Source organism: Pontibacter sp. YIM B11418, assembly GCF_059278805.1.
Map to the genome: position 1 here is coordinate 495,259 of NZ_JCAEMH010000004.1, position 24,219 is coordinate 519,477.

Sequence of the window (24,219 nt, forward strand, 5' to 3'; positions counted from 1 at the left end):
GGTATAGGAATTTACTTAAACTCCGGTATCACCTGTAGGCAAACGGGCTTCGCCACTGCCACTTCATGCCCGTCCGGCACTACACGACCCGTTATTTTGCCTACTTTAAAAGACACGATGTTGGCCCAGGGACTGTTACTCCATATCATATTTATTGACGAAGTCGCGCCTCACCTTGTCTCCTTTCCGAACGAAAGGCCTGATAATCAGACGGGTGCCGTTTTCATAGGTAAAGAACCGGTATACCCAGTTGCTCAGCACCACCAACTTGTTCCGGAAGCCCACCAGTGCCATCACGTGCACAAACAGCCAGGTCATCCAGGCAAAGAAGCCTCCGAGGTGGATGTTACCGGGCAGGTCAGCTACCGCCTGGTTACGGCCGATGATCGCCAGCGAGCCCTTGTCAACGTATTCAAACTCCTCCATCTCCTCACCTTTGATCAGGCGTTTCAGGTTCTTGGACAGCAGTTTGCCCTGCTGTATAGCCGGTTGTGCTACGCCAGGGTGCCCTTTCGGCCACTTATCGGTTTTCATAAAGGCGATGTCTCCGATCGCGAAAATATTATCGAAGCCCAGCACCTGATTGTAGCGATTCACGTGTATACGCCCACGCTCCACAGCCTCTGCCGGCAATCCGTCAATCAGGGCGCCCTGCACACCAGCGGCCCATACCAGTGTCTGCGTTTGTATCTTCTCCCCACCTTTTATGGTGGCCACATAGCCATCGTAGCCTTCTACCAGCGCATTCAGCTTTACAATGATGCCCATGTCCTGCAGGTATTTCAGCGTCTTCTTACTCGACTCCGGTGACATGGGCGGCAGCACCCGGTCCATACCTTCTACCAGGAAGATGTTCATTCTGCTGAAGTCCACGCCCGGGTAGTCGGTAGGCAGGATGTGCTTACGCATTTCGGCCAGGGCGCCAGCGGTCTCCACACCTGTTGGTCCGCCTCCCACAATCACGAAATTGAGCAGGCTCTGCTGCAGTTCGGGGTCAGCGGTCATGCTGGCCTGCTCAAAGCACTGGAACAGGTGACTGCGCAGATTCAGGGCGTGCGGCACCTGTTTCAACGGGAAAGCGTTTTTCTTCACCTCCTCGTTGCCGAAGTAGTTTGTTTTGGTACCGGTGGCTATTACCAGGTAGTCGTAGGACAGGTCGCCCACCAGCGTATGGACCGTCTTGGCGATGGGGTTGACACTATTTACTTTCACCAGTCTGAAGTGGAAATCATCAAACTTGTCGCTGCCGAACATCTTGCGGAGCGGCTCGGCAATAGAATCTGGTTCCAGACCGGCCGTGGCTACCTGGTAAAGGAGCGGCCAGAAACCGTGGTAGTTCTGGCGATCGAGCATGACCACCTGAAAATCTTTGCCTTTCAGCCGCTGGGCCACGTTTATGCCCCCAAATCCACCGCCGATGATCACGACGCGGGGCTTGGTGGTGTCAGGTATATTGAGTGATAATTTATCTATATCAAGCATAAAGAGATCTGATTTAACTGTTAGAAGTCAATACATGTAACATGCACCCGCAGGTCAGTTCAGTATACGTTTTTTTCTATATGGAGGAGTAACGCAACCTGCTGATGTTGGTTGTTTCTGATGCAATTTAACCAAACTGCCAGCCTAAAAAAAGCCCGTCCCAGGTATAGCTATACCTGGGACGGGCTCCTGTAAATTTTGATTGATTACTTCTTGCTATTGAACTCTCCGTTTCGGAGCATGTCGAGCAGTTTGATGATCGCGAACGGACTGACGGTCGGGAACATATTCCGTTGTTCCTGTCGCTGCACCTGCTGCATATTCCAGGCCCGGAAATTGGCGCCGCCGTCCATCGGCGTTGTGCTGAAGAGCTCCTCCAGCCGTTTAGGGTCGAGGTTGCGCATCGCAATGGCCATCCCGTCGTCGGGCAGCTTCACAGCCAGCACGGCCTCCTTGAAATCGCGCTCCGTAGGCCACGGAAACACGGTTACCTCAGGCAGCTGCGTAGGGTCTTCCTGCATCTGCATGATGATGGAGTAGCTCTGGCTCTGGTAGTTCTGCGGTATTTTCAGGTACTGCTTTTTGTAACCGATGGCACTGAACACCACGCTGTCGCCGGTGAGCACGGGTACCGAGAAGAAGCCATAAGAGTTGGTCTGCGTGCCGCGGCTGGTCTTAGGCACAAACACGTTCACGCCTGCCACGCCATAGAGGCTGTCGCCGATGGTAACGAATCCGGTCAGTTGCACCACCCGTTTGTGGCCCTGGGCTGCCGCCTCGTTGGGCGCTCCCATTATCAGGAAAGCAAAAAGGGTCAAAGGCAACAGAAAGCCGATGGCGCCTTTATTTGTAAGTAGTAGTTTTTGTAAATCGGGCATCATGTAGTACAATAATACTTCATATAATTTTATTATAGCAGCTTTTGGCTAATTTTGTTCCGATACGCTTTCAATTATGAGGCTCAAACACTTCAGTCTTACCTTCGGCGAGCAGGTTTTAAAGGCGCTGGCAGACGACTCGCGGCTACGCATGCTGCACCTGATCCTGCGCAACAAGGAGATGTGCACCTCAGACCTGGAGCATGTACTGGACTTCACCCAGACTAAAACGTCGCGTCACCTGGCCTACCTCCGCAACGCCGGGCTGGTAACGCCCCGCAAGCTCGACCAGTGGGTGTACTACTCATTAAAGGAAGAAGCATCCGATTTCGTTCAACAGATCTTCACATACCTGAACCGCGACGCCCTCCTGCAAAAAGATCAGGAAACCTACCGCATCCTGTACTCTAACCGCGAACTGGCCGTTAACCGCATGCAGACCCGCCGCTGGACGGAGAGTTAACGCTTATAAGACAGGGTTTTAGTTCATTGGTTTAAACAGCGGTATAGAACTTTTAGTATAATTAACCTGTCGCTGCTGCACATATTTTTTTAAACATACCGCCCGCCAAGTCGTTTCTATAAACCTGACACCCGATTATGAAACCTTACAAACACATATTCTTTGACCTCGACCACACCCTGTGGGACTTTGAGAAAAACTCCGAGGAGACGCTCTATACCTTATACCACGAGTTTGGCCTGGCTGAATATGAAAAGCTCTTTGACCGCGACTCCTTTTACAAGAAGTACAAGTTCGTGAACCACCTCCTCTGGGACCTCTACAACAAAGGCAAAATCGACCAGAAGGAACTGCGTGAAGCCCGCTTTATAAAGACGCTGACTGGACTCGGGCTGGAGCCGCACCAGGTGCCGGCAGGTATATCCGAAGCCTATACCGATCTGTGCCCGCAGAAGACGGCGGTGTTCCCTCATACCTTCGAAGTACTCGACTACCTGAAACCGAAGTACGGCCTCCACATCATCACCAACGGGTTCAAGGATGTGCAGTACATTAAAATGAATGGCTCCAGGCTGACAGATTACTTCGGGGAGATCGTAACTTCAGAGTGCTGCGGGTATAAGAAGCCCGACAAACGCATTTTTGAACATGCCCTGGACCGTATTCAGGTGCGCTCTGAAGACTGTTTGATGATCGGCGACAACCTGGAGTGCGACATCGACGGGGCCCGGCTTGCAGGTATGGATCAGGTTTTCTTTAACCCGGAGAAGACCAAAAGCAAGCTCTCTCCTAAACCTACCTACCACATCCACTGCCTGAGCGAACTGCAGGCTATGTTATAGCAAAGCTATACCTGTTGCAGGCCGGAAAATAAAATAATTCGCCTTACCTTTGTATAGAAGACTGCCCCGCGTAGTCTGTCGAATGTCTTATTCTGAATCTGTAAAATATCAAAAAGATGGCAACAGGATTTTTTAGAGTACCAACACCAGTCAACGAACCTGTAAAATCGTACGCACCGGGCTCGCCGGAGCGTGAGGAACTGCAGCGCACTTATAAAGAACTTAAGTCAAAAGAGATCGATGTGCCCATGTACATCGGTGGCGACAAGGTATACACGGATAAAAAGAAGCCGATGCTTCAGCCGCACGACCACCAGCACATTCTGGGTCATTTCAGTGAAGGCGATGCGTCCCACGTGGAACAGGCGATCAACGCGGCGCTTGCCGCACGCGAAGAGTGGGCTGCCATGGGCTGGGAGCACCGTCTGAGCATTTTCCTGAAGGCTGCTGAATTATTGGCCGGCCCTTGGAGAGCGCGCATGAACGCGGCCACTATGCTGGGCCAGTCGAAGAGCGTCTACCAGGCTGAAATTGACTCTGCCTGCGAACTGATCGACTTCCTTCGCTTCAATGCACAGTATGCAACGGAGATCTATCACATGCAGCCGGAGTCTTCTCCGGGCGTATGGAACCGCATGGAGCACCGTCCGCTGGAGGGCTTTGTGTTTGCCCTAACGCCATTCAACTTCACAGCCATCGCCGGCAACCTGCCAGCTTCTGTAGCCATGATGGGCAACGTAGTAGTATGGAAGCCTGCCAACACGCAGGTATACGCCGCCCAGATGATCATGGAGCTGCTCCGCGAAGCTGGCCTTCCGGATGGTGTGATCAACCTGGTGTATGTAGACGGCCCGACGGCTGGCGATGTAATTTTCAACCACGCTGATTTTGCGGGTATCCACTTCACAGGCAGCACCGGCGTTTTCCAGAACATTTGGAAAACAATCGGAAACAACATCCATAAATACAAAACATACCCGCGCATTGTAGGTGAAACAGGCGGCAAGGACTTTATCGTGGCGCACAGCTCTGCCGACGCCAAGCAGGTAGCGACTGGTATCGTTCGTGGTGCTTTCGAATACCAGGGCCAGAAATGCTCCGCTGCTTCGCGCGCCTACATCCCAAGCAACCTGTGGGAAGACGTGAAGAACTACGTAGTGGAAGACCTGAAGACCTTTAAAATGGGTCCGCCGGAAGATTTCTCTAACTTCATCAACGCGGTGATCGATGAGAAGTCATTCGACAAAATTGCCAGGTACATCGACAACGCAAAGGAAAGCAACGAGGTAGAGATCATCGCTGGTGGTAACTACGACAAGTCAAAAGGCTATTTTATTGAGCCAACGGTGTTGTTGTCGCACAACCCGCAGTACATCACTATGTGCGAAGAGATCTTCGGTCCGGTTATCTCGATCTACGTGTACGACGAGAACAATTTCGAAGAGACACTGGAACTGGTTAACTCTACTTCGCCATACGCTCTGACAGGCGCTATCTTCAGCCGCGACCGTTATGCAGCTGAGTTTGCTACGAAAAAGCTGGTGAATGCGGCTGGTAACTTCTACATCAACGACAAGCCAACCGGCGCCGTGGTAGGACAGCAGCCATTCGGTGGCGCCCGCGCTTCCGGTACAAACGACAAAGCCGGCTCGATGCTGAACCTGCTGCGTTGGGTGTCTGCCCGCTCAATCAAAGAGACGTTCGTAACGCCAACTGACTACCGCTACCCGTTCCTGGGTGAGAATAAATAAGGTATAGCATATACCTGAAACAGGAAGCACCACGCTCGAAAGGGCGTGGTGCTTTTGTATTTAGGCTTTCCATTTACATGACGCGAACGCGCCCGCTCCTACCTTAAAATATCTCCACCTATGTTTAAACACACACCCTGCTATACCTGAGGCCCTCTCACCGAACGATTCAATTTTGAGCGTCATAAGCTTTACAAATGGCACAAAACACAGGAATTGCATTCATACCGGCTGATAATCCTTTAGAACAATTTTAAACGCTATTTACATTGGATATAGTCTTTTGATTGTTGGCTATTTATACCTAATTTTGCTCCCAAATTTCAAGCAAGCATAACAGCAATATGGAAACTACTGATACTCAGTATCTACCGTCGGATTACCTCCCTATTTTGATACAATTTGCGGCAGCGCTCGGCTTCGTTATTTTCGCGCTGGTGGTGACCCATTTACTGGGCCCGAAGAGAAAAAGTGAGGTAAAGGACAATCCCTGGGAAAGTGGTGTGGAGTCAGTGGGCGATGCACGCACACCGATCTCCTACAAGTACTTCCTCACGGCCATCCTGTTCGTGCTGTTCGATATTGAAATTATCTTCATGTACCCTTGGGCAGTGAACTTCCGCGAATTCGGTCTGGAGGGCTTCCTGCCAATGATGTTGTTCCTGGGCGTAATCCTGACTGGCTTCTTCTACGAAATCAAAAAAGGGATTCTCAAGTAGTTGGGCACCATTAAACTTAAATAGGGTAAACGGTGTTTTTGCAAGGGTAAACGCAGATTAAAACCTAGAATTTAGAAGACATGAGCGAATTAAATAAAGATATAAACATGGCAGAGGCACCAGAAGGCCATAGCGGTGCTGGTTTCTTTGCTACTTCCTTTGAGAAAGTGATTGGTCTGGCCCGTGCGAACTCGCTTTGGCCATTGCCTTTTGCCACTTCCTGCTGCGGTATCGAGTTCATGGCCACCATGGGCGCTACCTACGATATCTCCCGCTTTGGCTCGGAGCGCCCAAGCTTCTCCCCACGTCAGGCAGATATTCTCCTGGTAATGGGTACCATCGCCAAGAAAATGGGGCCGGTAGTGAAGCAGGTATACGAGCAGATGGCCGAGCCGAAATGGGTTGTGGCCGTTGGCGCCTGCGCTACCTCTGGCGGTATTTTTGACTCGTACTCTGTGCTGCAAGGTATAGACCGCGTGGTGCCAGTGGACGTGTACGTGCCGGGCTGCCCGCCAAGACCGGAGCAGATTCTGGACGGCCTGATGCGTGTGCAGGATTTGGCGAAAAACGAATCACTACGCCGCCGCAACTCTCCTGAGTACCAGGCGCTTTTGGCTTCTTACAACATTAAATAAGCAGCATGGAGCTTACGAACGAAAACGTACTCGGTAAACTGATAGCCCAGTTCGGTGAAGAGAACATCTTCGATGCCTATAACCCGGATGGGATCATGACCATCACCACTACGCGTGAGAACATCATTGCTCTGATCCAATTCCTGTATGACGACAAGGACCTGCAGATTCAGTTCCTGACGACCATGGCAGGCATTCACTTTCCGGACCACAAGGGCAAGGAGTTGTGCATGATGTACCAGTTGCATAGCCTGCGTCACAATTACCGGCTGCGCATCAAGGTGTTTGTGCCTGCAGAAGACCCGGTATTGCCGACGCTGACCAACATCTACGCGGCTGCCAACTGGATGGAGCGTGAGGCCTATGACTTCTACGGTTTCATCTTTACCGGTCACCCGAACCTGATCCGCATCCTCAACATCGAGGAGATGGAGTACCACCCGATGCTCAAGCAGTATCCGCTGGAAGACCAGACAAGGGAAGACAAAATCGATACTTATTTCGGACGCTAAGCCAGATAAACCACTATGGCTACTGATAATAAAACAGCTGATACTGATCAGTTACAGGAATTCCGCGACAACCGCGACCTGAAGCTGCAGGACAAGAAGAACGAGAACCTGACGACCCTGAACCTGGGTCCGACGCACCCGGCCACTCACGGTATCTTCCAGAACATCCTACAGATGGACGGGGAAGTGATCATGGACGCCGTGCCGACCATCGGGTACATTCACCGTGCTTTCGAAAAGATCGCCGAGCGCAGGCCGTTCTACCAGATTACGCCACTCACCGACCGCATGAACTACTGTTCGTCCCCTATCAACAACATGGGGTACCACATGACGGTGGAGAAGCTTCTGGGTATCGAGATCCCAAAGCGCGCGCAGTACATCCGCGTGATCATGATGGAGCTGGCCCGTATTTCCGACCACCTGATCTGTAACTCGATCCTGGGTGTGGACTCCGGCGCCTTCACCGGCTTCCTGTACGTGATGCAGGAGCGTGAGCACATTTACGACATTTACGAAGAGGTTTGCGGTGCCCGTCTGACGACTAACATGGGTCGTATCGGCGGCATGGAGCGTGACCTTTCCCCTAAAGCCTTGCATCTGATCGGTGAGTTCCTGAAGCGCTTCCCGAAGGTATGGGCCGAGTTCGAGAAAATGCTGACCCGTAACCGTATCTTCATCGACCGTACGGTAGGCGTAGGTGCTATCACAGCAGAGCGTGCCTTGAGCTACGGTTTCACAGGACCTAACCTGCGTGCCACCGGCGTTGACTACGACGTGCGCGTAATGAACCCTTACTCTTCTTACGACGATTTCGAGTTCGAAATTCCGGTTGGCGAGAAAGGCGACACGTATGACCGCTACCTGGTGCGCAACGAGGAGGTATGGCAGAGCTTGAAGATCATTGAGCAGGCTTACAAAAACCTGCCGGAAGGTTCTTACCACGCCGACGCACCACACTACTACCTGCCTCCAAAGCAGGAGGTATACACCAGCATGGAAGCGCTGATCTATCACTTCAAAATCGTGATGGGTGAGATTGACGCTCCTAAAGGCGAGGTATACCACAGCGTGGAAGGCGGCAACGGCGAGCTTGGTTTCTACCTGGTAAGCGACGGTGGCAGAACGCCATACCGTCTGCACTTCAGAAGGCCTTGCTTCATTTACTACCAGGCATATACCGAAATGATTGTGGGCGGTCAGCTGGCCGACGCCATCCTGACGCTGAGTAGCCTGAACGTGATTGCCGGCGAACTCGACGCATAATACAGTATTTTATAAATCATCTAACACCGGCTACTGGCCGGTGACATTTACAAAGATGGCAGAGACTATAAACGCATTTAAGTTTTCTGATAAAGGCCTTGCTGAGATTCAGCGCTACATCAGTCATTACCCGGAAGGACGCCAGAAGTCTGCCCTGTTGCCAGCCCTGCACGTAGCGCAGGCTGAAAACAACGGCTGGGTGAGCCCTGAAGCGATGGACGCGATTGCCGAAATCCTGAACATACAGCCAATCGAGGTATACGAGGTGGCCACCTTCTATACCATGTTCAACCTGAAGCCGGTTGGCAAGCACGTGTTGGAAGTATGCCGCACGGGCCCTTGCTGCCTGCGCGGTGCCGACCAGATGATCGAGACGCTGAAACAGAAGCTCAACATTGAAGAAGGTGAGACAACGGCTGACGGCATGTTTACCCTGAAGCCGGTGGAATGCCTGGCTTCGTGCGGAACAGGCCCGATGCTGCAGGTGCGCGAAACCTACTACGAGAACATCGACAGCGAAGAAGCGGTGGACCAGTTCCTGGAGATGATGCGCAACAAAGAGGTGGAAACGCCTGAGTGGAAGAAATAGCTTAGCAGGACTTTGTGACAAAAGACTACCAGACAAAAGACTTCTATACCTGAAAGAGTCCTTTGTCCTTTGTCAAAAATTCCTTTGTCAAAATAAAAACAAAGGCTAATACCAGCAACGGTAGCTGCCAACTTAGACATCCTGTAACAATGGGAATCAAGATATTAACCGAACATATTAACGTACCTGGTATCGAAACCCTGGAGGTGTATCGCAAGCATGGCGGCTACCGCTCGGTAGAGAAAGCCCTGAAGACGATGACTCCGGACGAGGTAGTGGAAGAAGTGAAGACATCGGGCCTGCGTGGTCGTGGTGGCGCTGGCTTCCCGGCCGGTATGAAGTGGAGCTTCCTGGCCAAACCGGAAGGTATTCCGCGCTACCTGGTATGCAACGCCGACGAATCGGAGCCGGGTACTTTCAAGGACCGTGTGTTCATGGAGAAAAACCCGCACGCCCTGATCGAAGGTATGATCACATCCAGCTATGCGCTGGGTGCGAACACATCCTACATTTATATACGTGGTGAGTTGTTGTTCATCCTGCGCATCCTGGAGAAAGCGATCGCTGAGGCATACGCAGCCGGTTTGCTTGGCAAGAACATCCTGGGCTCAGGCTACGACCTGGACCTGCATGTGGCGCCGGGTGGTGGTGCGTATATCTGCGGTGAGGAAACAGCCCTGTTAGAATCCTTGGAAGGCAAGCGTGGCAACCCGCGCAACAAGCCGCCATTCCCAGCGGTGAAAGGTCTGTTCCAGTCGCCGACGGTAGTAAACAACGTGGAAACCATCGCGTCTGTGCCATGGATTGTGAACAACACGGGCGCAGAGTACGCCAAAATAGGTATAGGCCGTAGCACAGGTACCAAACTGATCTCTGCCAGCGGTAACATCAACCGTCCGGGCGTATACGAAATCGAGCTAGGTGTTCCGGTGGAGGAGTTTATCTACTCTGACGAATACTGCGGCGGCATCTGGAAAGGCAAGCAACTGAAGGCGGTAGTGCCGGGCGGTTCTTCTGTTCCGATTCTGCCAGCAAACCTGATTATGAAAACAGCTGCAGGCGAAGACCGCCTGATGACCTACGAATCGCTGTCTGACGGTGGTTTTGTGAGCGGCTCTATGCTGGGTTCAGGTGCCTTTATCGTGTTCGACGAGGACCAGTGCATCGTGCGTAACACGTGGAACTACGCCCGTTTTTATCACCACGAGTCATGCGGACAGTGCAGCCCTTGCCGCGAAGGTACAGGCTGGATGGAGCGCGTGCTGCACCGCATCGAGCATGGCCACGGCCATCAGCAGGACATCGACCTGTTGGTAAGCGTAGCCAAGCAGATTGAAGGTAACACCATTTGCCCACTGGGTGATGCGGCAGCCTGGCCAGTAGCCAGCGCGATTCGTCACTTCCGTGAGGAGTTCGAGTGGCACATCAAGCACCCGCAAGAGGCAATAGCTCCGGGGGCGGTGTACAGAGGACAGTTAGCAGCAGCTACTGTATAATTTAAAGTTAAATTAACTGCCCGCTATACGTTGGTTGGCGAGCTTTGAATAAAATTAAGATGGCTAAAATAACATTTGACGGCATCGAGGTAGAGGTTGAAGATGGAACCACCATCCTGCAGGCCGCCCGTAAGATCGGTGGTGATGTAGTGCCTCCTGCCATGTGTTTTTATACCCCGCTGAAAGGCAGTGGCGGTAAGTGCCGCGTGTGCCTGGTAAAGGTAACACAGGGTTCTGCCCGCGACCCACGTCCTATGCCGAAACTGGTTGCTTCGTGCATCACGCCGGTTCAGGATGGTATGGTGGTGGAAAACACGACTAACGAAGACGTACTCAACGCCCGCAAAGGCATCGTGGAGATGCTGCTGATCAACCACCCACTGGATTGCCCTATTTGTGACCAGGCTGGTGAGTGTGACCTGCAGAACCTGTCGTACGAGCACGGTGTGAGCGCTACCCGCTACGAAGAACCGCGTCGTACTTTCGATAAAGTAGACCTGGGTCCTTACATTCAGCTGCACATGACGCGCTGCATCCTTTGCTACCGCTGTGTGTATACTGCCGACCAGATCACAGACAAGCGCGTGCATGGCGTACTAGGCCGTGGCGACGCAGCTGAGATCGGTACTTACATCGAGAATGTGATCGACAACGATTTCTCCGGTAACGTAATTGATGTGTGCCCGGTGGGAGCTCTGACAGATAAGACATGGCGCTTTAAAAACCGTGTGTGGTTCACAAAACCGTTGAACGCACACCGCGACTGCCCTACCTGCAGTGGTAAAGTTACCCTGTGGTCACGTGGCGATCAGGTGCTGCGCGTAACGGCCCGCAAGGACGAATACGCCGAGGTGGAGGAGTTCATCTGCAACACCTGCCGTTTCGACAAAAAAGAGGTGAGCGACTGGACCATCGAAGGCCCGCGCAACATCGACAGGGGTTCTGTTATTTCGGCTAATCACTACGAACTGCCAGTAGTGAATGTGCCGATTGTGCCGAACCTTCCTAAATCTACTGTTAAAAAAATGCCAACGGAATAAAGCATGGATTCTGTACTTCTGATATACAAAGGCATCTACATTCTGGCCATTTTCGGTATTTCGTTACTGATTGCGACCTACTCGACTTACTTTGAGCGTAAAATCGCCGCTTTTATTCAGGACCGTGTGGGCCCGAACAGAGCAGGTCCGATGGGTTTGCTGCAGCCGCTGGCCGATGCGGGTAAACTGTTCTTCAAAGAAGAATTTATACCTGCCAAAGCGAACAAAATGCTCTTTATCCTTGGGCCAGGTATAGCGATGCTGGTGGCAGCTATGTCAAGTGCGGTTATTCCGTTCGGTGACACGCTAATTTTAGGCGAGACATCGTTTGACCTGATTGCCATTGACGTGAACATCGGTATACTCTACATTTTTGGTGTGGTGTCGCTGGGTGTGTACGGTCTGATGATTGGTGGTTGGGCTTCGAACAACAAGTTCTCGCTGCTGGGTGCTATCCGTGCCGCGTCGCAGAACATCTCGTACGAACTGGCCATGGGACTGTCGCTGATTGCGGTGCTGATGCTGAGCGGCTCTCTGTCGCTGAAAGTAATTGCAGAACAGCAAACCGGCTTTAACTGGAACATCTGGTACCAGCCGTTAGGCTTCCTGATTTTCCTGATCTGCGCCTTTGCTGAGACGAACAGAACACCATTCGACTTACCAGAATCGGAAGCTGAACTAATTGGCGGTTACCACACGGAGTACAGCTCGATGAAACTAGGTATGTACCTGTTTGCGGAATATATCAACATTTTTGTGGTATCAGCTGTGATGTCCACGCTGTACTTCGGTGCGTATAATTTCCCGTTCATGGAGAACCTGCGCAATACGTTTGATGATCCTGTGCTGGGCAACAACGTAGTGACGATCATAGGTGTTGCGGTGATGTTTGCCAAGATCTTTGCTTTCATCTTCTTCTTCATGTGGGTACGCTGGACATTGCCGCGTTTCCGCTACGACCAGTTGATGAAGCTGGGCTGGAACATCCTGATCCCGCTGGCAATTCTGAATATCCTGCTTACGGGCGGTGGCATTCTAATCTACGAATATTTTACAAACGGATAACGACATTTGAATGCTGCTGGGCCACGCGCTGTTATAGACAGACGGCATAGTCAGCAATCATAATCGAGATACAATGGAACCATTATCAAATAGAAGTAAGAACGTAGCGCAGAAGGAGATGACCCTCTCTGAGCGCATGTACCTGCCTGCAATCGCGCAAGGTTTGGGCATTACGATAAAGCACTTCTTCAAGAAGAAAGCAACGATAAACTACCCGGAGGAAACACGTCAGCGTAGCGACGTATGGCGCGGTTTGCACGTGCTGAAGCGCGACGAAAACGGTGCTGAGCGTTGCACGGCCTGTGGCCTGTGCGCCGTGGCCTGCCCTGCCGAAGCCATTACGATGACGGCTGGGGAGCGCAAGAAAGGCGAAGAGCACCTGTACCGCGAGGAAAAGTACGCCGTGACCTACGAGGTAAACATGTTGCGCTGTATTTTCTGCGGACTCTGCGAAGAGGCTTGCCCGAAAGCGGCGATCTTCCTGCAGGACGACAAACTTGCGCCAGCCCGTTACGAGCGCGAAGAATTTATTTACGGCAAAGACCGTCTGGTAGAACCGTTAAAAACCACTGAAACCAAATAATCTGATGACAGAAAGTCTGTTTTTCTTCTTTGCTTCGCTGACGCTGCTTTGCGCCATCATGGTTGTGATTTCAAAAAACCCCGTGTACAGCGTTATTTTCCTGATTCTAACATTCTTCACCATTTCAGCACACTACATCCTGCTGAATGCCCAGTTTCTGGCAGCAGTGAACATTATCGTTTATGCAGGTGCCATCATGGTACTCTTCCTGTTCGTTCTGATGTTCATCAACACAGGTAAAAATGTGGAAGGAACCATTAAGCGAAATGTGCTGGCCAAAATAGCAGGTACAGTGGCGGGCGGTTTGCTGTTTACAGTTGTAGTAGCCGCTCTGAAAGATGTGACGCTCGGTCACCCGGATCCTGCGACGTACAATTCGCAGGTAGGTATGGTGGAAAACCTGGGCAAAGTGCTCTTCACGAAATACATGCTGCCATTCCAGTTAGTAGCCGTGCTGTTTTTAGTATCCATGGTAGGTGCCGTGATGATTGGTAAGCGGGAAACGGGAGAACAGAACTTCTAATTGAGGTATAGCTTAAGAGATAGAGAAAGCCAGTGCTGAGAAGTGCTGGCTTTTTTGTTACTCCACACTCAACATCACCTCCAACAACTCCGACCCGCCCCTATCATCATCTGATACTACCACCAGCCGATACCTGCCCTTTCCTTCCCGCTTCTGCACCACCATGGATTCCGCTTTGCCTGTATAGGGAGTGCCATCAGCTTGCAGAATAGGCGTTGTGGGAATCTGTAGCGTGTCTTGCTTGCCGACCCACGTGAAAGGGATATAACCGATGTAACTGCCGAGCACTTCGCCGTCCGCGTAGGCATTGTTGGTGTCTTCCAGGGAAGCGGTGAAAAACAACTTGTCGTCATAGACATAGGCGCCTGAAAAGCCGGCCTGCATATTTTTTAGGCCCGGAAGGCGGAAGTAACTGATCTCAGATTGCGGCAGTTGCGTTCCGTTTTCTCCCAACAGAAAAGGTATAAACTCCGACAGACGGTAAGAAATCAGGACGTTCTGGCCTGTGCCGATGGCGCGCTGCAACAGGTATAGCTTGCCATGACCTGCCGCTACACCTTCAATGTTGAGCAAACTTCCGCCCAAGGTATCCGCTTCCTGCTCGAGTTGTTGATAGAGTTTGTCAAGATCGATTGTTCTGGCGCTGTGTACCCCCGCTCCTTCCCGGCAGATGTCATCGCCGCAGATGTTGTAGAGGTAGGCTTTGCGGCGGGCGGGCGCTGAGCCGGAACCCATCATCAACAGGTATGGCTTGCCCTGGTGCTGCAGGAGCGTCAGACCTTCCAGGTCTACTTTTTCATCTTTGGCAATCCGGCCACTGCCAAAACCCGTCGTGTCAAAAATAGCCTCCTGCGATTCCAACCGAAAGTCTTTATCCAGGCGGTACAGGTAAGGTGAATCATCTCCGACAACGTAGTAGTGGTCGCCCAACATCTCGAGGCCCGAGGCAGAAGGCACGTTGTCATAGTGCAAAGTTTGTGTAATGTTAGCTTTCATAGTGCGTTCAGGTAGAGCGGACTCGCTGCTTAAGAGAGCGGAAGGCTGCTGGCAGGAGAGCAACGGCAAAGACAGCAGGGCGAAGTATAAGAAACCAAAATATCGATTCATAGAAATTGAACACAAAATAAGGTATAGCAGCGGTGGCTTTATTGAGAACGAACGCATGAAGAGCATCCATCGATAGCCATACAAGTTTACAAAAACCAATTTAGCCAGTGAATTTATACCTACGCAAAAGCCCGCGCAAGGTATAGAACAAGCCATAACACCGGGCACCAGACAGCTTTAAAAATATAAATCTTTTGGGAAGACTACATTTGACGAAATCCACCTAAGAAGATTAGAAATATGTTATGGATTTTACAAAAATGGGGATAACTTTGCGACTTGATTCCAGAATTGTAATTTACCAGTAATACGTTCAGCCACTCAGACGATGAACCAAATGCCTGATGTAATCAGAACCATCCCGCTAGAATTTTACCTCTACTTCAGCACGGCCCTGTTCGCCATTGGTGTGATCGGGGTTCTTACTAGACGAAACGCTATTGTCATTTTCATGTGTGTAGAGCTGATGCTCAACGCTGTGAACCTCCTGATGGTCGCGCTGTCGTCTTACCGCTCTGACCCGAACGGACAAATCTTTGTGTTCTTCATCATGGCAGTGGCAGCGGCAGAAGTAACGGTTGGTCTGGCCATCATCGTGATGATTTACCGCAATATCCGCTCGACTGATGTGCAACTGATGAACTACCTGAAGTGGTAGCCGCGCACCTAATTAATCTGAATAGCTTAACTAAATCATACGCTAAATGCAAGAAGTAGTAATGCCCTTCAACAACCAGGAAATGGCGCTGCTGTGTTTGCTTGTTCCGCTCCTGCCGTTCATCGGCTTTCTGATTAACGGACTTGGCAACCGCAAATTGCCCAAGGCCCTTGTAGGTCTGCTGGGCTCCGGCACGGTGCTGGCCTCGTTCCTGATCTCGGTATACTTGTTCATCGACTTCACTTCCAATGGCAGCCGCCCTTACATCGTCGACCTCTACAACTGGTTCACGGTAGGTAGCCTCGAGATCGGTTTCTCGTTCATGATTGACCAGCTCACCCTGCTGATGTTGCTGATGGTGACAGGTATAGGTTTCCTGATCCATGTGTACTCGGCCGGTTACATGAGCCACGACGAAGGTTACGGCAAGTTCTTCGCCTACCTTAACCTGTTCATGTTCTCGATGCTGGTGCTGGTGATGGGCTCTAACTACGTGATGATGTTCGTGGGCTGGGAAGGCGTGGGCCTCTGCTCATACCTGCTGATCGGCTTCTGGAACAAGAACCACAACTATAACAACGCCGCCAAGAAAGCCTTTATCATGAACCGTATCGGTGACCTGGGCTTCCTGTTGGCTATCTTCCTGATCTTCATCACTTTCGGCAGCGTGAGCTTCCCGGAGGTGTTCCTGTCTGCCTCGCAGATGTCGGGCCTGACCGACAGTGGTGTGATGATTGCCATTACCATGCTGCTATTTGTAGGCGCGATGGGTAAAAGTGCACAGTTGCCGCTCTTTACGTGGCTTCCGGATGCGATGGCGGGTCCTACACCGGTTTCTGCCCTGATCCACGCCGCTACCATGGTGACGGCAGGTATCTACATGGTGATTCGTTCGAATGTGCTTTATGTGCTGGCCCCGACTACCATGGAGTTTATCGCCATCATTGGTCTGATAACTGCCCTGGTGGCCGCTACCATTGGCTTGGCACAGAATGACATCAAGAAAGTATTGGCTTACTCTACCGTTTCGCAGTTGGGCTTTATGTTCCTGGCGCTGGGTGTGATGGCCTTCTCTTCTTCTATCTTCCACGTACTCACACATGCTTTCTTCAAAGCATTGCTGTTTTTGGGTGCTGGTTCAGTGATTCATGCCGTGAGCAACGAACAGGATATCCGTAACATGGGTGGCCTGCGCAAATGGTTGCCGGTTACGTTCATTACGTTCCTGATCGGTACACTCGCTATTTCAGGTATACCGCCATTTGCTGGTTTCTTCTCGAAAGACGAGTTACTGGCGCATGTGTTTGAGCACAACAAGCTCATGTGGGTTGGGGGCCTGTTAGCTTCGTTTATGACGGCTTTCTACATGTTCCGCCTTCTGTTCCTGACGTTCTTCGGCAAATTCCGTGGCACAGAAGCGCAGCGTTCGCACCTGCACGAGTCGCCATCTTCCATGACCATTCCGCTGATTGTACTAGCCATTCTTTCCACTATAGGTGGTTTCATTGGTCTGCCAGCCGTTTTCAGCGACACGCATACGCTGGGTAATTTCCTGGCACCTATTTATGACCTGGCCCGCCGTGCCAACGGAGCCGCCATGGAAGCGCCGCACATTGATCATGCTACAGAATACATCCTGATGGCAGTTTCGGTAGCAGTGGCAGTTATCGCGATTATCATTGCCTACATTATGTATGTGAAGAAAGAAACAGTGCCGGCTCCGGAAGGAACGCGCCTGTCTCCTATCCACAACCTGATCTACAACAAATACTACATCGACGAAATTTACGACACTGTGTTTGTGCGCCCTGTCATGGCGCTGTCTACTGCCCTGCACCGCTTCGTGGACGTGGTAGTGGTAGACGGAATTGTAAATGGCTTCGGCAAACTGGTGATGGTAAGCGGCCGCGTGTTGCGCCTGACACAGAGTGGCGTCACTGGCTTCTATGTGTTTGTGATGGTGGCCAGCATCGTTCTGATTCTATTTTTAAACTTCTTTATCGGTTAAGGTTCTAAGAAGATGATTACAGCTCTATTACTTTTCTGGCCTGCCCTAGCTGCACTGCTGGTGCTGCTTATAAAAGGCGAAGGTGCCAAGAAAGTGGCTTTTATAGCAACGCTAGTTGAGTTTGCCATTGCCCTGTTTGCAACTGTAAACTTTGTTCCGGATGCCACCACACAGTTCGCCCTCGATATACCGTGGGTAGAGCGCGCAGGTATAGGCTTCAGCATTGGCATGGACGGCATCAGCCTCCTGATGGTGCTCCTGACTGCCTTCCTGGTGCCATTGATCGTCCTTTCATCTTTCAAGCACGACTACAAGAACCCGCACGTGTTCTATGCGCTGGTGCTGTTTATGCAGACGGGCCTGACTGGTGTGTTTGTGGCCATGGACGCTTTCCTGTTCTACTTCTTCTGGGAAGTGGCACTTATCCCGATTTACTTTATCGCAGCCATTTGGGGCGGCGCACGCAGGATTCCGGTTACGTTCAAGTTCTTTGTGTATACGATTTTCGGTTCGCTCTTCATGCTGGCCGCTTTCGTATACCTGTACTTCCAGACGGCTGGCACAGAGCTGGCGGCGCACTCTTCTAATGTGAACGCGTTCTACCAACTAACGCTGGACAGCGCGACGCAGAGCTGGATTTTCTGGTTCCTGTTCCTCGCTTTCGCCATCAAAATGCCGGTTTTCCCGTTCCATACCTGGCAGCCGGATACCTATACCGAGTCACCTACACAGGCAACGATGTTGCTGGCTGGTATCATGCTGAAAATGGGTATCTATGGTGTGCTCCGCTGGTTACTGCCTGTTGTGCCGCTTGGTGTAAGCGAGTGGGCTGACACGGTGCTGGTGCTGTCTATCATCGGCATCATTTACGGTTCTATCATTGCTATTCGTCAGCACGATCTCAAGCGCCTGATCGCTTACTCATCAATCGCGCACGTGGGCCTGATTTCGGCGGGTATCTTTACCCTGAACGAGCAAGGCTTGCAAGGCGGTATGATTCAAATGCTGAGCCATGGTATCAACGTAGTGGGCCTGTTCTTCATCATCGACATCATCTTCCGCAGAACGAACACACGAGAGATTGCCAGCCTGGGCGGTATCACCCAGACCACGCCAGCACTTTCGATCATGTTCCTGATTCTGTTGATGGGTTCTGTGGCGCTTCCGCTAACTAACGGCTTCATTGGTGAGTTCCTGTTGCTGTCAAGCGTGTTCCAGTACAACTATTACTTCGGCGCTGTGGCTGGCCTGACCATTATTCTGGCAGCGGTATACATGCTGCGTATGTTCCAAGGCGTAATGTTCGGCACAAAGTCAGAGGCTACCGAGGGCTTCGCTGACCTGACCTTCCATGAGAAAGCTGTTTTGATTCCTTTGGTGATCATGGTCTTCTGGATTGGTTTGTTCCCGAACACTTTCCTGAGCATTTCAGAGCCTGCGGTTGGACAGCTGCTGAGCATTATCAATAGATAGTCCGCAAAAAGAAACGATAATAAACGACATGATTTCGATTATACTTCTATCTGGATTTGGGATTATCAACCTTTTCGTAGGTTTCCTGAAATCTAAAAGAATCCTGTTGCCGCTGTCGCTGCTGTTTTTGGCGATCGTGTTCGGCATCAACCTACTCGACTGGAACGATACCAAGAGCTACTTTGATAACATGATTACCATCGACAATTACGCGGTGGCTTTCACAGGTATCATGGTACTTTCAACGCTCCTGATCCTCCCATTCACGCAGCACTACATTACCCGCAACGACGAAAACATAGGTGAGCTTTACGCCCTGATTCTGTTCTCGCTGGTAGGCGCCATCATGATGGTGAGCTACAACAACATGCTGATGCTGTTCATAGGTATAGAGATTCTCTCGATTGCGATGTACGTGCTGGCCGGTAGTGACAAGAGAAGTATGCGCTCTGCGGAAGCTGCCCTGAAGTACTTCCTGATGGGTTCTTTCTTTACAGGCGTTATGCTGTTCGGTATTGTGATGGTATACGGCGCGACGGGTACCTTCAACATTTCAGAAATTGCTGGTTCAGCTGAAGCCATGGGTACGGAAGGTATGAATAACGTAATGTTCATGCTGGGCGTGCTAATTATCATCATCGGTATCTCTTTTAAAATCTCCGCTGCCCCTTTCCACTTCTGGACACCTGACGTGTACGAAGGTACGCCAACGGTGTGGACAGCTTACATGTCAACCGTCGTGAAAACTGCTGGTGTTGCGGCTTTCTACAAGCTGATGGACGCTGCTTTTGCCGCTTCTTATCCGGCCTGGATGCCAACGCTGGTGGCCATCATCGTACTCTCGCTCCTGATTGGTAACGTAGGCGCGGTGGTGCAGCAAAGCATGAAGCGTATGCTGGCTTACTCCAGTATCTCGCACGCAGGTTACCTGCTGATGACGCTGCTTGCCTTTAACAATTTCTCTACTTCTGCTATCCTATTCTACTCGTTCGCCTACTCCACTGCTTCTATCGCCGCTTTTGGTGTGCTGCACCTCGTAGCGAAACAGCGTGGTAGCGAGAATTATGAAGCTTTCAACGGTTTGGGCAAAACCAATCCATTGATGGCCTTTGCGGTAACAGTGGCCATGATGTCGCTGGGAGGTATACCACTCACAGCGGGCTTCTTCGGTAAGTTCTTTGTGTTCTCTGCCCTGATCGAAAATCCTGATATGATGTGGCTGATTGTAGTAGCCGTGATTCTGGCTGCTGTGGGTATCTACTACTATTTCCGTGTAGTGATTGCCATGTACCTGCACCCTGTTGCGGAAGAGCATACACCAATCCAGAGCACCAGCTTTATCAATGTTATGCTGATTATCATCTCTGCCCTGACGATTCTGCTAGGTATAGCGCCTGCTTTGTTAAGTGGTGTGTTGTAAGGTATAGCTTAGGAATATAGGAAGCGGCTGCTCTGTAGAAGGGCAGTCGCTTTTTTATTTTTACCTATACTGATTTCCATACCTAACCGGCGTAGCAGCGCTTATAGGTATAGCAATCTGAATTGTGTTATAGCTTCGCCTGTGCGGCGGGCACTCACTTTTTGTCTTGACACAAAAATCGAGGGCCCCTACCCCCAGTAAGCAAAAAATTCAAGACTCCCCAAACTCGCTGAACGCTCGAACAGTGGAGCGCCAAAGGTGCACTTGGCAAGTGTGATTTGCTTCGTTGTTTCCGGGGCAAGTTAGTCTTACTATACCTGCCAGTGGTGTGTGCTACAAAGCTTATACCTGCGAGTTGGCAGTTACAGACTCCCCTCCTTGGATAAGGAGGGTTAGGGGTGGTTTGACCCGGTTTGGCAAAGCTGTTGCTCCAACTACAACACTTATACCTTTAAAGAAGTAGCTGCAAATAAAGAAGTAGCTGCAAAATTCCCCTCTTGAGAGGGGCAGGGGTGTGTTATAGTGACAGCCTTTCCTATTCTCTACCAAGATCCTTTCAGGATGACAGAACGGAAAGCAGAAGCAGAAAAATGACCCTTGTAGGTAGGAGCCTTCGATAAAGAATCGGTTAGGGGGAAGAGAATCATGCACCAGAATCCTGTCAATCCGTGGGGGTAGGGGCCCTATATAAAGATTCAGACAAAAAAAGGCTGCCCTTACGGGCAGCCTTTCCTTAATTCTGTATACCTATACCTTACGACGGTAGGTGCTTCATTTTAATATGCAGTTCATCCAGCTGCGCATCGGCAATCGGAGATGGTGCGTCGATCATTACATCGCGGCCTGAATTATTTTTCGGGAAGGCGATGTAGTCACGAATGGAGTCAGAACCGCCGAAGAGCGAGCAGAGGCGGTCGAAGCCGAAGGCGATGCCACCATGTGGCGGCGCTCCGTATTCGAAAGCATCCATCAGGAAGCCGAACTGTGCCTTAGCCTCGTCGTTAGAGAAGCCCAACAATCGGAACATCTGCTCCTGCAGACGACGGTCGTGGATACGGATGGAACCACCACCAACTTCTACCCCATTTATTACCATGTCGTAAGCATTGGCGCGAATGTCACCCGGACGGTCATCGATCAGTTCGAGATCCTCTGGCTTCGGCGACGTGAACGGGTGGTGCATGGCATGGTAGCGGTTGCTGTCTTCGTCCCACTCCAATAACGGGAAATCAACTACCCACAACGGCGAGAATACGTTCTTATCACGCAAACCAAGGCGCTCGCCCATCTCCAGACGAAGCTCGTTCAGAGCCTTGCGGGTTTTATCTTTACCGCCGGCCAACACCAGTAGCAGGTCACCAGGCTCGGCATTGAAGGCTGTTGCCCATTCCTGCAGGTCTTCTGAGGTATAGAACTTGTCAACCGATGACTTTACAGTGCCGTCTTCCTGCACGCGGGCATATACCAAACCGGTTGCTCCGATCTGCGGACGCTTTACGAAATCAGTCAGTTCGTCGAGTTGCTTACGGGTATAGCTAGCGGCACCTTTGGCGTTTATACCTACTACCAGCTCGGCATCATCAAATACTTTGAAGCCTTTGTTCTTTACCAGCGGGTTCAGCTCCACAAATCGCATCTCGAAGCGCGTATCCGGCTTGTCGGAGCCATAGAACTTCATCGCGTCGGCATACGTCATGCGTGGCAGTTTGTCGATGTTCACACCTTTCACTTTCAGAAACAGGTGACGAATCAGGCCTTCGAACGTGTTCAGGATATCTTCCTGCGTCACGAAAGAAAGTTCGCAGTCGATCTGGGTGAACTCCGGCTGACGGTCGGCACGCAAGTCTTCATCGCGGAAGCACTTCACGATCTGGTAGTATTTATCGAAACCAGAAACCATCAACAATTGCTTGAAGGTTTGTGGCGACTGAGGCAGGGCGTAGAACTCACCTGGGTTCATACGGCTTGGCACCACAAAGTCGCGAGCACCTTCCGGCGTCGACTTGATCAGCACCGGTGTTTCTACTTCAATGAAATAATGCTCGTCGAGATAAGCTCGCACGGAGCGCATCATCTGGTGGCGCAGCTCCAGGTTGCGGCGCACAGGCGTACGGCGTAGGTCGAGGTAGCGGTACTTCATGCGTAGGTCGTCGCCACCGTCCGTCTCGTCCTCGATCATGAACGGAGGCAACTTGGCAGCATTGAGTACCTCTATTTTAGTCGCATGAATCTCGATGTCGCCGGTCGGGATCTTGTCGTTCTTGGAGTAGCGCTCAATCACTTTGCCTACCACCCTGATCACGTACTCACGGCCGAGCCCACGGGCCGCCTCAAAAAGGTGAGCCGACGTTACACCGTCTTCGAAGGTGAGCTGCGTGATGCCATAGCGGTCGCGCAAGTCAATCCAGAGCATACCGCCCTTGTCGCGCAGACGCTGTACCCAGCCTGTCAGTATAACCTCTTCGCCTACATTGTCTATTCTTAGTTCGCCGCAAGTATGTGTCCGGAGCATAGATTTCGTTTTGTTATGATATAGTGCAAAAGTAATAATTGTTTCACTGCCATGCCTCGAAAACAAGGCCAGAGGAGGTATAATCTTGCAAGGCTAATCTCAATTTTACCTGATTACGTTATTATACCTGTAGCTGAAATCGCTTGTAACAAGAATCCTCATCATGAACCGCAATTTGTTCACCTTCCGAAACATCGCCCTGGCAGTAATACTGCTCGCACTGCTGATGATGTTGGTAGGCTAAATTTAGGCCTATTAGCTGCCCAATAGCGAACGCATGCGCTTCACGTTATTGACCTGTATGGCGTCGGGCTCCAGCTCCAGCATGTTGGCGATGCTTCCTTTCGATTTACCTCCAAACAGCACCACCTGCAAACCCTGCGCCCTTGCGCGCAGCAGTTGCTCCCGGCTCACGTGCTTGCCATTAGCGGTCACGCCGTGCAGTTTGTTGTCCAGCGCCTGCTGTGCCGCCAGGTCGAAGTCCTCGCCGGCATCTAGCATCAGCATAGCCTCCGGTTCCAGTTCGCGCACCGCATGAAGTATACCCGGATCATTAAAAATAAAGGCCAGTTTCTCAATAGGGTATTCATATTTACGAAGCAGTTCCAAGACCGATTGAGCGTAGAAGTTATTCCGGTTCGGGTCGTGGTTCCGGATGTCGATGTGCAGGTAGGGCAGTACCGGATAGGTCTGGAAACGCTGCAGCATAGCCTCCATCGTGATGATCTTCTCGCTGTGGAATAAGTCGTAGAGCGGGCCGCCCCTATACCTGAGCCCCACTACTTTCCCGGCAGGCAATTCTGCGATGACGCCTGTCCCTTCGCTCATCGTTTCCAGCGTGTTGTCATGGTAGAGAATCGGCACGCCGTCCTGGCTCACATGCACATCCACCTCTACCCCGTCGGCTCCATCTTCTTCCATGGCTTGGGTAATTGACGCCATGCTGTTGGCGGGCAGCGGATTGTAAGGGTTGAGAGGAGAGAAAAAGCCGGAACCGGCATGGCCCATCACTAGAATGTTGCGGGAATAAATGCCTGACTCGGGCTGCAGAATATTGTATAGTCCCAACGAGAGCGCTGCTATACCTAACACCAGAATCAACAAGGAGGTACTCCTACGGGTCAGAAATGATGCTTTCTGTTTCGGCTCAGTCAAATTCATACACAAACTTAAGTGTATATCCTGTAACTTTGGAAC

Annotated in this window: 24 protein-coding genes; 18 read left to right on the forward strand and 6 right to left on the reverse strand. The window is 51.3% G+C overall.

Annotated elements, in window-relative coordinates; genetic code table 11:
• Positions 1–11: 11 nt before the first annotated feature.
• From AC4QZR_RS12595 to AC4QZR_RS12605, 3 genes are all read right to left on the reverse strand, one after another.
• On the reverse strand, positions 12–149 hold the full coding sequence (locus AC4QZR_RS12595) for a hypothetical protein (protein ID WP_494481225.1): 138 nt from the start codon (positions 147–149) through the stop codon (positions 12–14).
• On the reverse strand, positions 136–1,482 hold the full coding sequence (locus AC4QZR_RS12600; RefSeq protein WP_494481226.1) for an NAD(P)/FAD-dependent oxidoreductase: 1,347 nt from the start codon (positions 1,480–1,482) through the stop codon (positions 136–138). The genes AC4QZR_RS12595 and AC4QZR_RS12600 overlap by 14 nt, the downstream gene beginning before the upstream one ends.
• Before the next feature lie 206 nt (positions 1,483–1,688).
• A complete protein-coding gene (locus AC4QZR_RS12605; protein WP_494481227.1) occupies positions 1,689–2,363 on the reverse strand; it encodes a carboxypeptidase-like regulatory domain-containing protein in 675 nt (224 codons plus the stop codon).
• 73 nt (positions 2,364–2,436) lie between these two features.
• Here AC4QZR_RS12605 and AC4QZR_RS12610 point away from each other — a divergent pair, with 73 nt between their 5' ends.
• From AC4QZR_RS12610 to AC4QZR_RS12670, 13 genes are all read left to right on the forward strand, one after another.
• The gene (locus AC4QZR_RS12610) at positions 2,437–2,823 is read left to right on the forward strand and encodes an ArsR/SmtB family transcription factor (protein ID WP_253402123.1); all 387 of its coding nucleotides are present in this window, start codon (positions 2,437–2,439) and stop codon (positions 2,821–2,823) included.
• A 137-nt stretch (positions 2,824–2,960) separates the two neighbouring features.
• Positions 2,961–3,665 carry a YjjG family noncanonical pyrimidine nucleotidase gene (locus AC4QZR_RS12615; RefSeq protein WP_253402120.1) on the forward strand — a complete coding sequence of 235 codons (705 nt, stop codon included), beginning with the start codon at positions 2,961–2,963 and terminating at the stop codon, positions 3,663–3,665.
• Between the two features lie 116 nt (positions 3,666–3,781).
• On the forward strand, positions 3,782–5,416 hold the full coding sequence (pruA, locus tag AC4QZR_RS12620) for an L-glutamate gamma-semialdehyde dehydrogenase (protein ID WP_494481228.1): 1,635 nt from the start codon (positions 3,782–3,784) through the stop codon (positions 5,414–5,416).
• Between the two features lie 344 nt (positions 5,417–5,760).
• Positions 5,761–6,135 (forward strand): NADH-quinone oxidoreductase subunit A, encoded by a 375-nt coding sequence (locus tag AC4QZR_RS12625; protein WP_116545118.1) that lies wholly within the window; start codon positions 5,761–5,763, stop codon positions 6,133–6,135.
• Between the two features lie 80 nt (positions 6,136–6,215).
• Positions 6,216–6,770, forward strand: a complete 555-nt coding sequence (locus AC4QZR_RS12630; protein WP_188502242.1) for an NADH-quinone oxidoreductase subunit B — start codon at positions 6,216–6,218, stop codon at positions 6,768–6,770.
• A 5-nt stretch (positions 6,771–6,775) separates the two neighbouring features.
• The gene (locus tag AC4QZR_RS12635) at positions 6,776–7,282 is read left to right on the forward strand and encodes an NADH-quinone oxidoreductase subunit C (RefSeq protein ID WP_188502243.1); all 507 of its coding nucleotides are present in this window, start codon (positions 6,776–6,778) and stop codon (positions 7,280–7,282) included.
• Positions 7,283–7,297: 15 nt separating this feature from the next.
• Positions 7,298–8,548: an NADH dehydrogenase (quinone) subunit D gene (nuoD, locus tag AC4QZR_RS12640; protein ID WP_188502244.1), complete on the forward strand. Its 1,251-nt coding sequence runs from the start codon at positions 7,298–7,300 to the stop codon at positions 8,546–8,548.
• A gap of 55 nt (positions 8,549–8,603) precedes the next feature.
• Positions 8,604–9,137 carry an NADH-quinone oxidoreductase subunit NuoE gene (gene nuoE / locus AC4QZR_RS12645; protein ID WP_188502245.1) on the forward strand — a complete coding sequence of 178 codons (534 nt, stop codon included), beginning with the start codon at positions 8,604–8,606 and terminating at the stop codon, positions 9,135–9,137.
• Between the two features lie 149 nt (positions 9,138–9,286).
• Positions 9,287–10,633 carry an NADH-quinone oxidoreductase subunit NuoF gene (gene nuoF / locus AC4QZR_RS12650; protein ID WP_494481229.1) on the forward strand — a complete coding sequence of 449 codons (1,347 nt, stop codon included), beginning with the start codon at positions 9,287–9,289 and terminating at the stop codon, positions 10,631–10,633.
• 59 nt (positions 10,634–10,692) lie between these two features.
• Positions 10,693–11,673: an NADH-quinone oxidoreductase subunit G gene (locus tag AC4QZR_RS12655; protein WP_253402107.1), complete on the forward strand. Its 981-nt coding sequence runs from the start codon at positions 10,693–10,695 to the stop codon at positions 11,671–11,673.
• A 3-nt stretch (positions 11,674–11,676) separates the two neighbouring features.
• Positions 11,677–12,738, forward strand: a complete 1,062-nt coding sequence (gene nuoH, locus AC4QZR_RS12660; RefSeq protein ID WP_494481230.1) for an NADH-quinone oxidoreductase subunit NuoH — start codon at positions 11,677–11,679, stop codon at positions 12,736–12,738.
• A 73-nt stretch (positions 12,739–12,811) separates the two neighbouring features.
• Positions 12,812–13,321, forward strand: coding sequence for a NuoI/complex I 23 kDa subunit family protein (locus AC4QZR_RS12665; RefSeq protein WP_494481231.1), 510 nt, complete (start codon positions 12,812–12,814; stop codon positions 13,319–13,321).
• Between the two features lie 4 nt (positions 13,322–13,325).
• A complete protein-coding gene (locus AC4QZR_RS12670) occupies positions 13,326–13,844 on the forward strand; it encodes an NADH-quinone oxidoreductase subunit J family protein (RefSeq protein WP_253402101.1) in 519 nt (172 codons plus the stop codon).
• A 57-nt stretch (positions 13,845–13,901) separates the two neighbouring features.
• Here the strand turns inward: AC4QZR_RS12670 and AC4QZR_RS12675 are convergent, their stop codons facing one another.
• A complete protein-coding gene (locus tag AC4QZR_RS12675) occupies positions 13,902–14,840 on the reverse strand; it encodes a DUF6929 family protein (RefSeq protein ID WP_494481232.1) in 939 nt (312 codons plus the stop codon).
• Between AC4QZR_RS12675 and AC4QZR_RS12680 the strand changes: the two genes are divergently transcribed.
• The 5 genes from AC4QZR_RS12680 (at position 14,827) to AC4QZR_RS12700 (ending at position 20,510) form a co-directional block, all read left to right on the forward strand.
• Positions 14,827–15,027 (forward strand): hypothetical protein, encoded by a 201-nt coding sequence (locus tag AC4QZR_RS12680; RefSeq protein ID WP_494481233.1) that lies wholly within the window; start codon positions 14,827–14,829, stop codon positions 15,025–15,027. The two genes, AC4QZR_RS12675 and AC4QZR_RS12680, sit on opposite strands and share 14 nt — an antisense overlap.
• 252 nt (positions 15,028–15,279) lie before the next feature.
• On the forward strand, positions 15,280–15,609 hold the full coding sequence (nuoK, locus tag AC4QZR_RS12685; RefSeq protein WP_188502252.1) for an NADH-quinone oxidoreductase subunit NuoK: 330 nt from the start codon (positions 15,280–15,282) through the stop codon (positions 15,607–15,609).
• A gap of 46 nt (positions 15,610–15,655) precedes the next feature.
• Positions 15,656–17,617, forward strand: a complete 1,962-nt coding sequence (nuoL, locus tag AC4QZR_RS12690; protein WP_494481234.1) for an NADH-quinone oxidoreductase subunit L — start codon at positions 15,656–15,658, stop codon at positions 17,615–17,617.
• A 12-nt stretch (positions 17,618–17,629) separates the two neighbouring features.
• A complete protein-coding gene (locus AC4QZR_RS12695) occupies positions 17,630–19,090 on the forward strand; it encodes a complex I subunit 4 family protein (RefSeq protein ID WP_494481235.1) in 1,461 nt (486 codons plus the stop codon).
• Positions 19,091–19,118: 28 nt separating this feature from the next.
• A complete protein-coding gene (locus AC4QZR_RS12700; RefSeq protein ID WP_494481236.1) occupies positions 19,119–20,510 on the forward strand; it encodes an NADH-quinone oxidoreductase subunit N in 1,392 nt (463 codons plus the stop codon).
• Between the two features lie 754 nt (positions 20,511–21,264).
• Here AC4QZR_RS12700 and aspS read toward each other — a convergent pair.
• Together aspS and AC4QZR_RS12710 are read right to left on the reverse strand one after the other, a co-directional pair.
• A complete protein-coding gene (aspS, locus tag AC4QZR_RS12705; protein ID WP_494481237.1) occupies positions 21,265–23,022 on the reverse strand; it encodes an aspartate--tRNA ligase in 1,758 nt (585 codons plus the stop codon).
• A gap of 255 nt (positions 23,023–23,277) precedes the next feature.
• Entirely contained in the window at positions 23,278–24,183 is a 906-nt protein-coding gene (locus tag AC4QZR_RS12710; protein ID WP_494481238.1) for a glycerophosphodiester phosphodiesterase, read from the reverse strand.
• Positions 24,184–24,219: the final 36 nt, after the last annotated feature.

Coding starts and splice junctions, on each gene's coding strand:
- AC4QZR_RS12595 (WP_494481225.1), bottom strand. CDS start 149: ATGATATGGAGTAACAGTCCCTGGGCCAACATCGTGTCTTTTAAAGTA.
- AC4QZR_RS12600 (WP_494481226.1), bottom strand. CDS start 1,482: ATGCTTGATATAGATAAATTATCACTCAATATACCTGACACCACCAAG.
- AC4QZR_RS12605 (WP_494481227.1), bottom strand. CDS start 2,363: ATGATGCCCGATTTACAAAAACTACTACTTACAAATAAAGGCGCCATC.
- AC4QZR_RS12610 (WP_253402123.1), top strand. CDS start 2,437: ATGAGGCTCAAACACTTCAGTCTTACCTTCGGCGAGCAGGTTTTAAAG.
- AC4QZR_RS12615 (WP_253402120.1), top strand. CDS start 2,961: ATGAAACCTTACAAACACATATTCTTTGACCTCGACCACACCCTGTGG.
- pruA (WP_494481228.1), top strand. CDS start 3,782: ATGGCAACAGGATTTTTTAGAGTACCAACACCAGTCAACGAACCTGTA.
- AC4QZR_RS12625 (WP_116545118.1), top strand. CDS start 5,761: ATGGAAACTACTGATACTCAGTATCTACCGTCGGATTACCTCCCTATT.
- AC4QZR_RS12630 (WP_188502242.1), top strand. CDS start 6,216: ATGAGCGAATTAAATAAAGATATAAACATGGCAGAGGCACCAGAAGGC.
- AC4QZR_RS12635 (WP_188502243.1), top strand. CDS start 6,776: ATGGAGCTTACGAACGAAAACGTACTCGGTAAACTGATAGCCCAGTTC.
- nuoD (WP_188502244.1), top strand. CDS start 7,298: ATGGCTACTGATAATAAAACAGCTGATACTGATCAGTTACAGGAATTC.
- nuoE (WP_188502245.1), top strand. CDS start 8,604: ATGGCAGAGACTATAAACGCATTTAAGTTTTCTGATAAAGGCCTTGCT.
- nuoF (WP_494481229.1), top strand. CDS start 9,287: ATGGGAATCAAGATATTAACCGAACATATTAACGTACCTGGTATCGAA.
- AC4QZR_RS12655 (WP_253402107.1), top strand. CDS start 10,693: ATGGCTAAAATAACATTTGACGGCATCGAGGTAGAGGTTGAAGATGGA.
- nuoH (WP_494481230.1), top strand. CDS start 11,677: ATGGATTCTGTACTTCTGATATACAAAGGCATCTACATTCTGGCCATT.
- AC4QZR_RS12665 (WP_494481231.1), top strand. CDS start 12,812: ATGGAACCATTATCAAATAGAAGTAAGAACGTAGCGCAGAAGGAGATG.
- AC4QZR_RS12670 (WP_253402101.1), top strand. CDS start 13,326: ATGACAGAAAGTCTGTTTTTCTTCTTTGCTTCGCTGACGCTGCTTTGC.
- AC4QZR_RS12680 (WP_494481233.1), top strand. CDS start 14,827: ATGTTAGCTTTCATAGTGCGTTCAGGTAGAGCGGACTCGCTGCTTAAG.
- AC4QZR_RS12675 (WP_494481232.1), bottom strand. CDS start 14,840: ATGAAAGCTAACATTACACAAACTTTGCACTATGACAACGTGCCTTCT.
- nuoK (WP_188502252.1), top strand. CDS start 15,280: ATGAACCAAATGCCTGATGTAATCAGAACCATCCCGCTAGAATTTTAC.
- nuoL (WP_494481234.1), top strand. CDS start 15,656: ATGCAAGAAGTAGTAATGCCCTTCAACAACCAGGAAATGGCGCTGCTG.
- AC4QZR_RS12695 (WP_494481235.1), top strand. CDS start 17,630: ATGATTACAGCTCTATTACTTTTCTGGCCTGCCCTAGCTGCACTGCTG.
- AC4QZR_RS12700 (WP_494481236.1), top strand. CDS start 19,119: ATGATTTCGATTATACTTCTATCTGGATTTGGGATTATCAACCTTTTC.
- aspS (WP_494481237.1), bottom strand. CDS start 23,022: ATGCTCCGGACACATACTTGCGGCGAACTAAGAATAGACAATGTAGGC.
- AC4QZR_RS12710 (WP_494481238.1), bottom strand. CDS start 24,183: ATGAATTTGACTGAGCCGAAACAGAAAGCATCATTTCTGACCCGTAGG.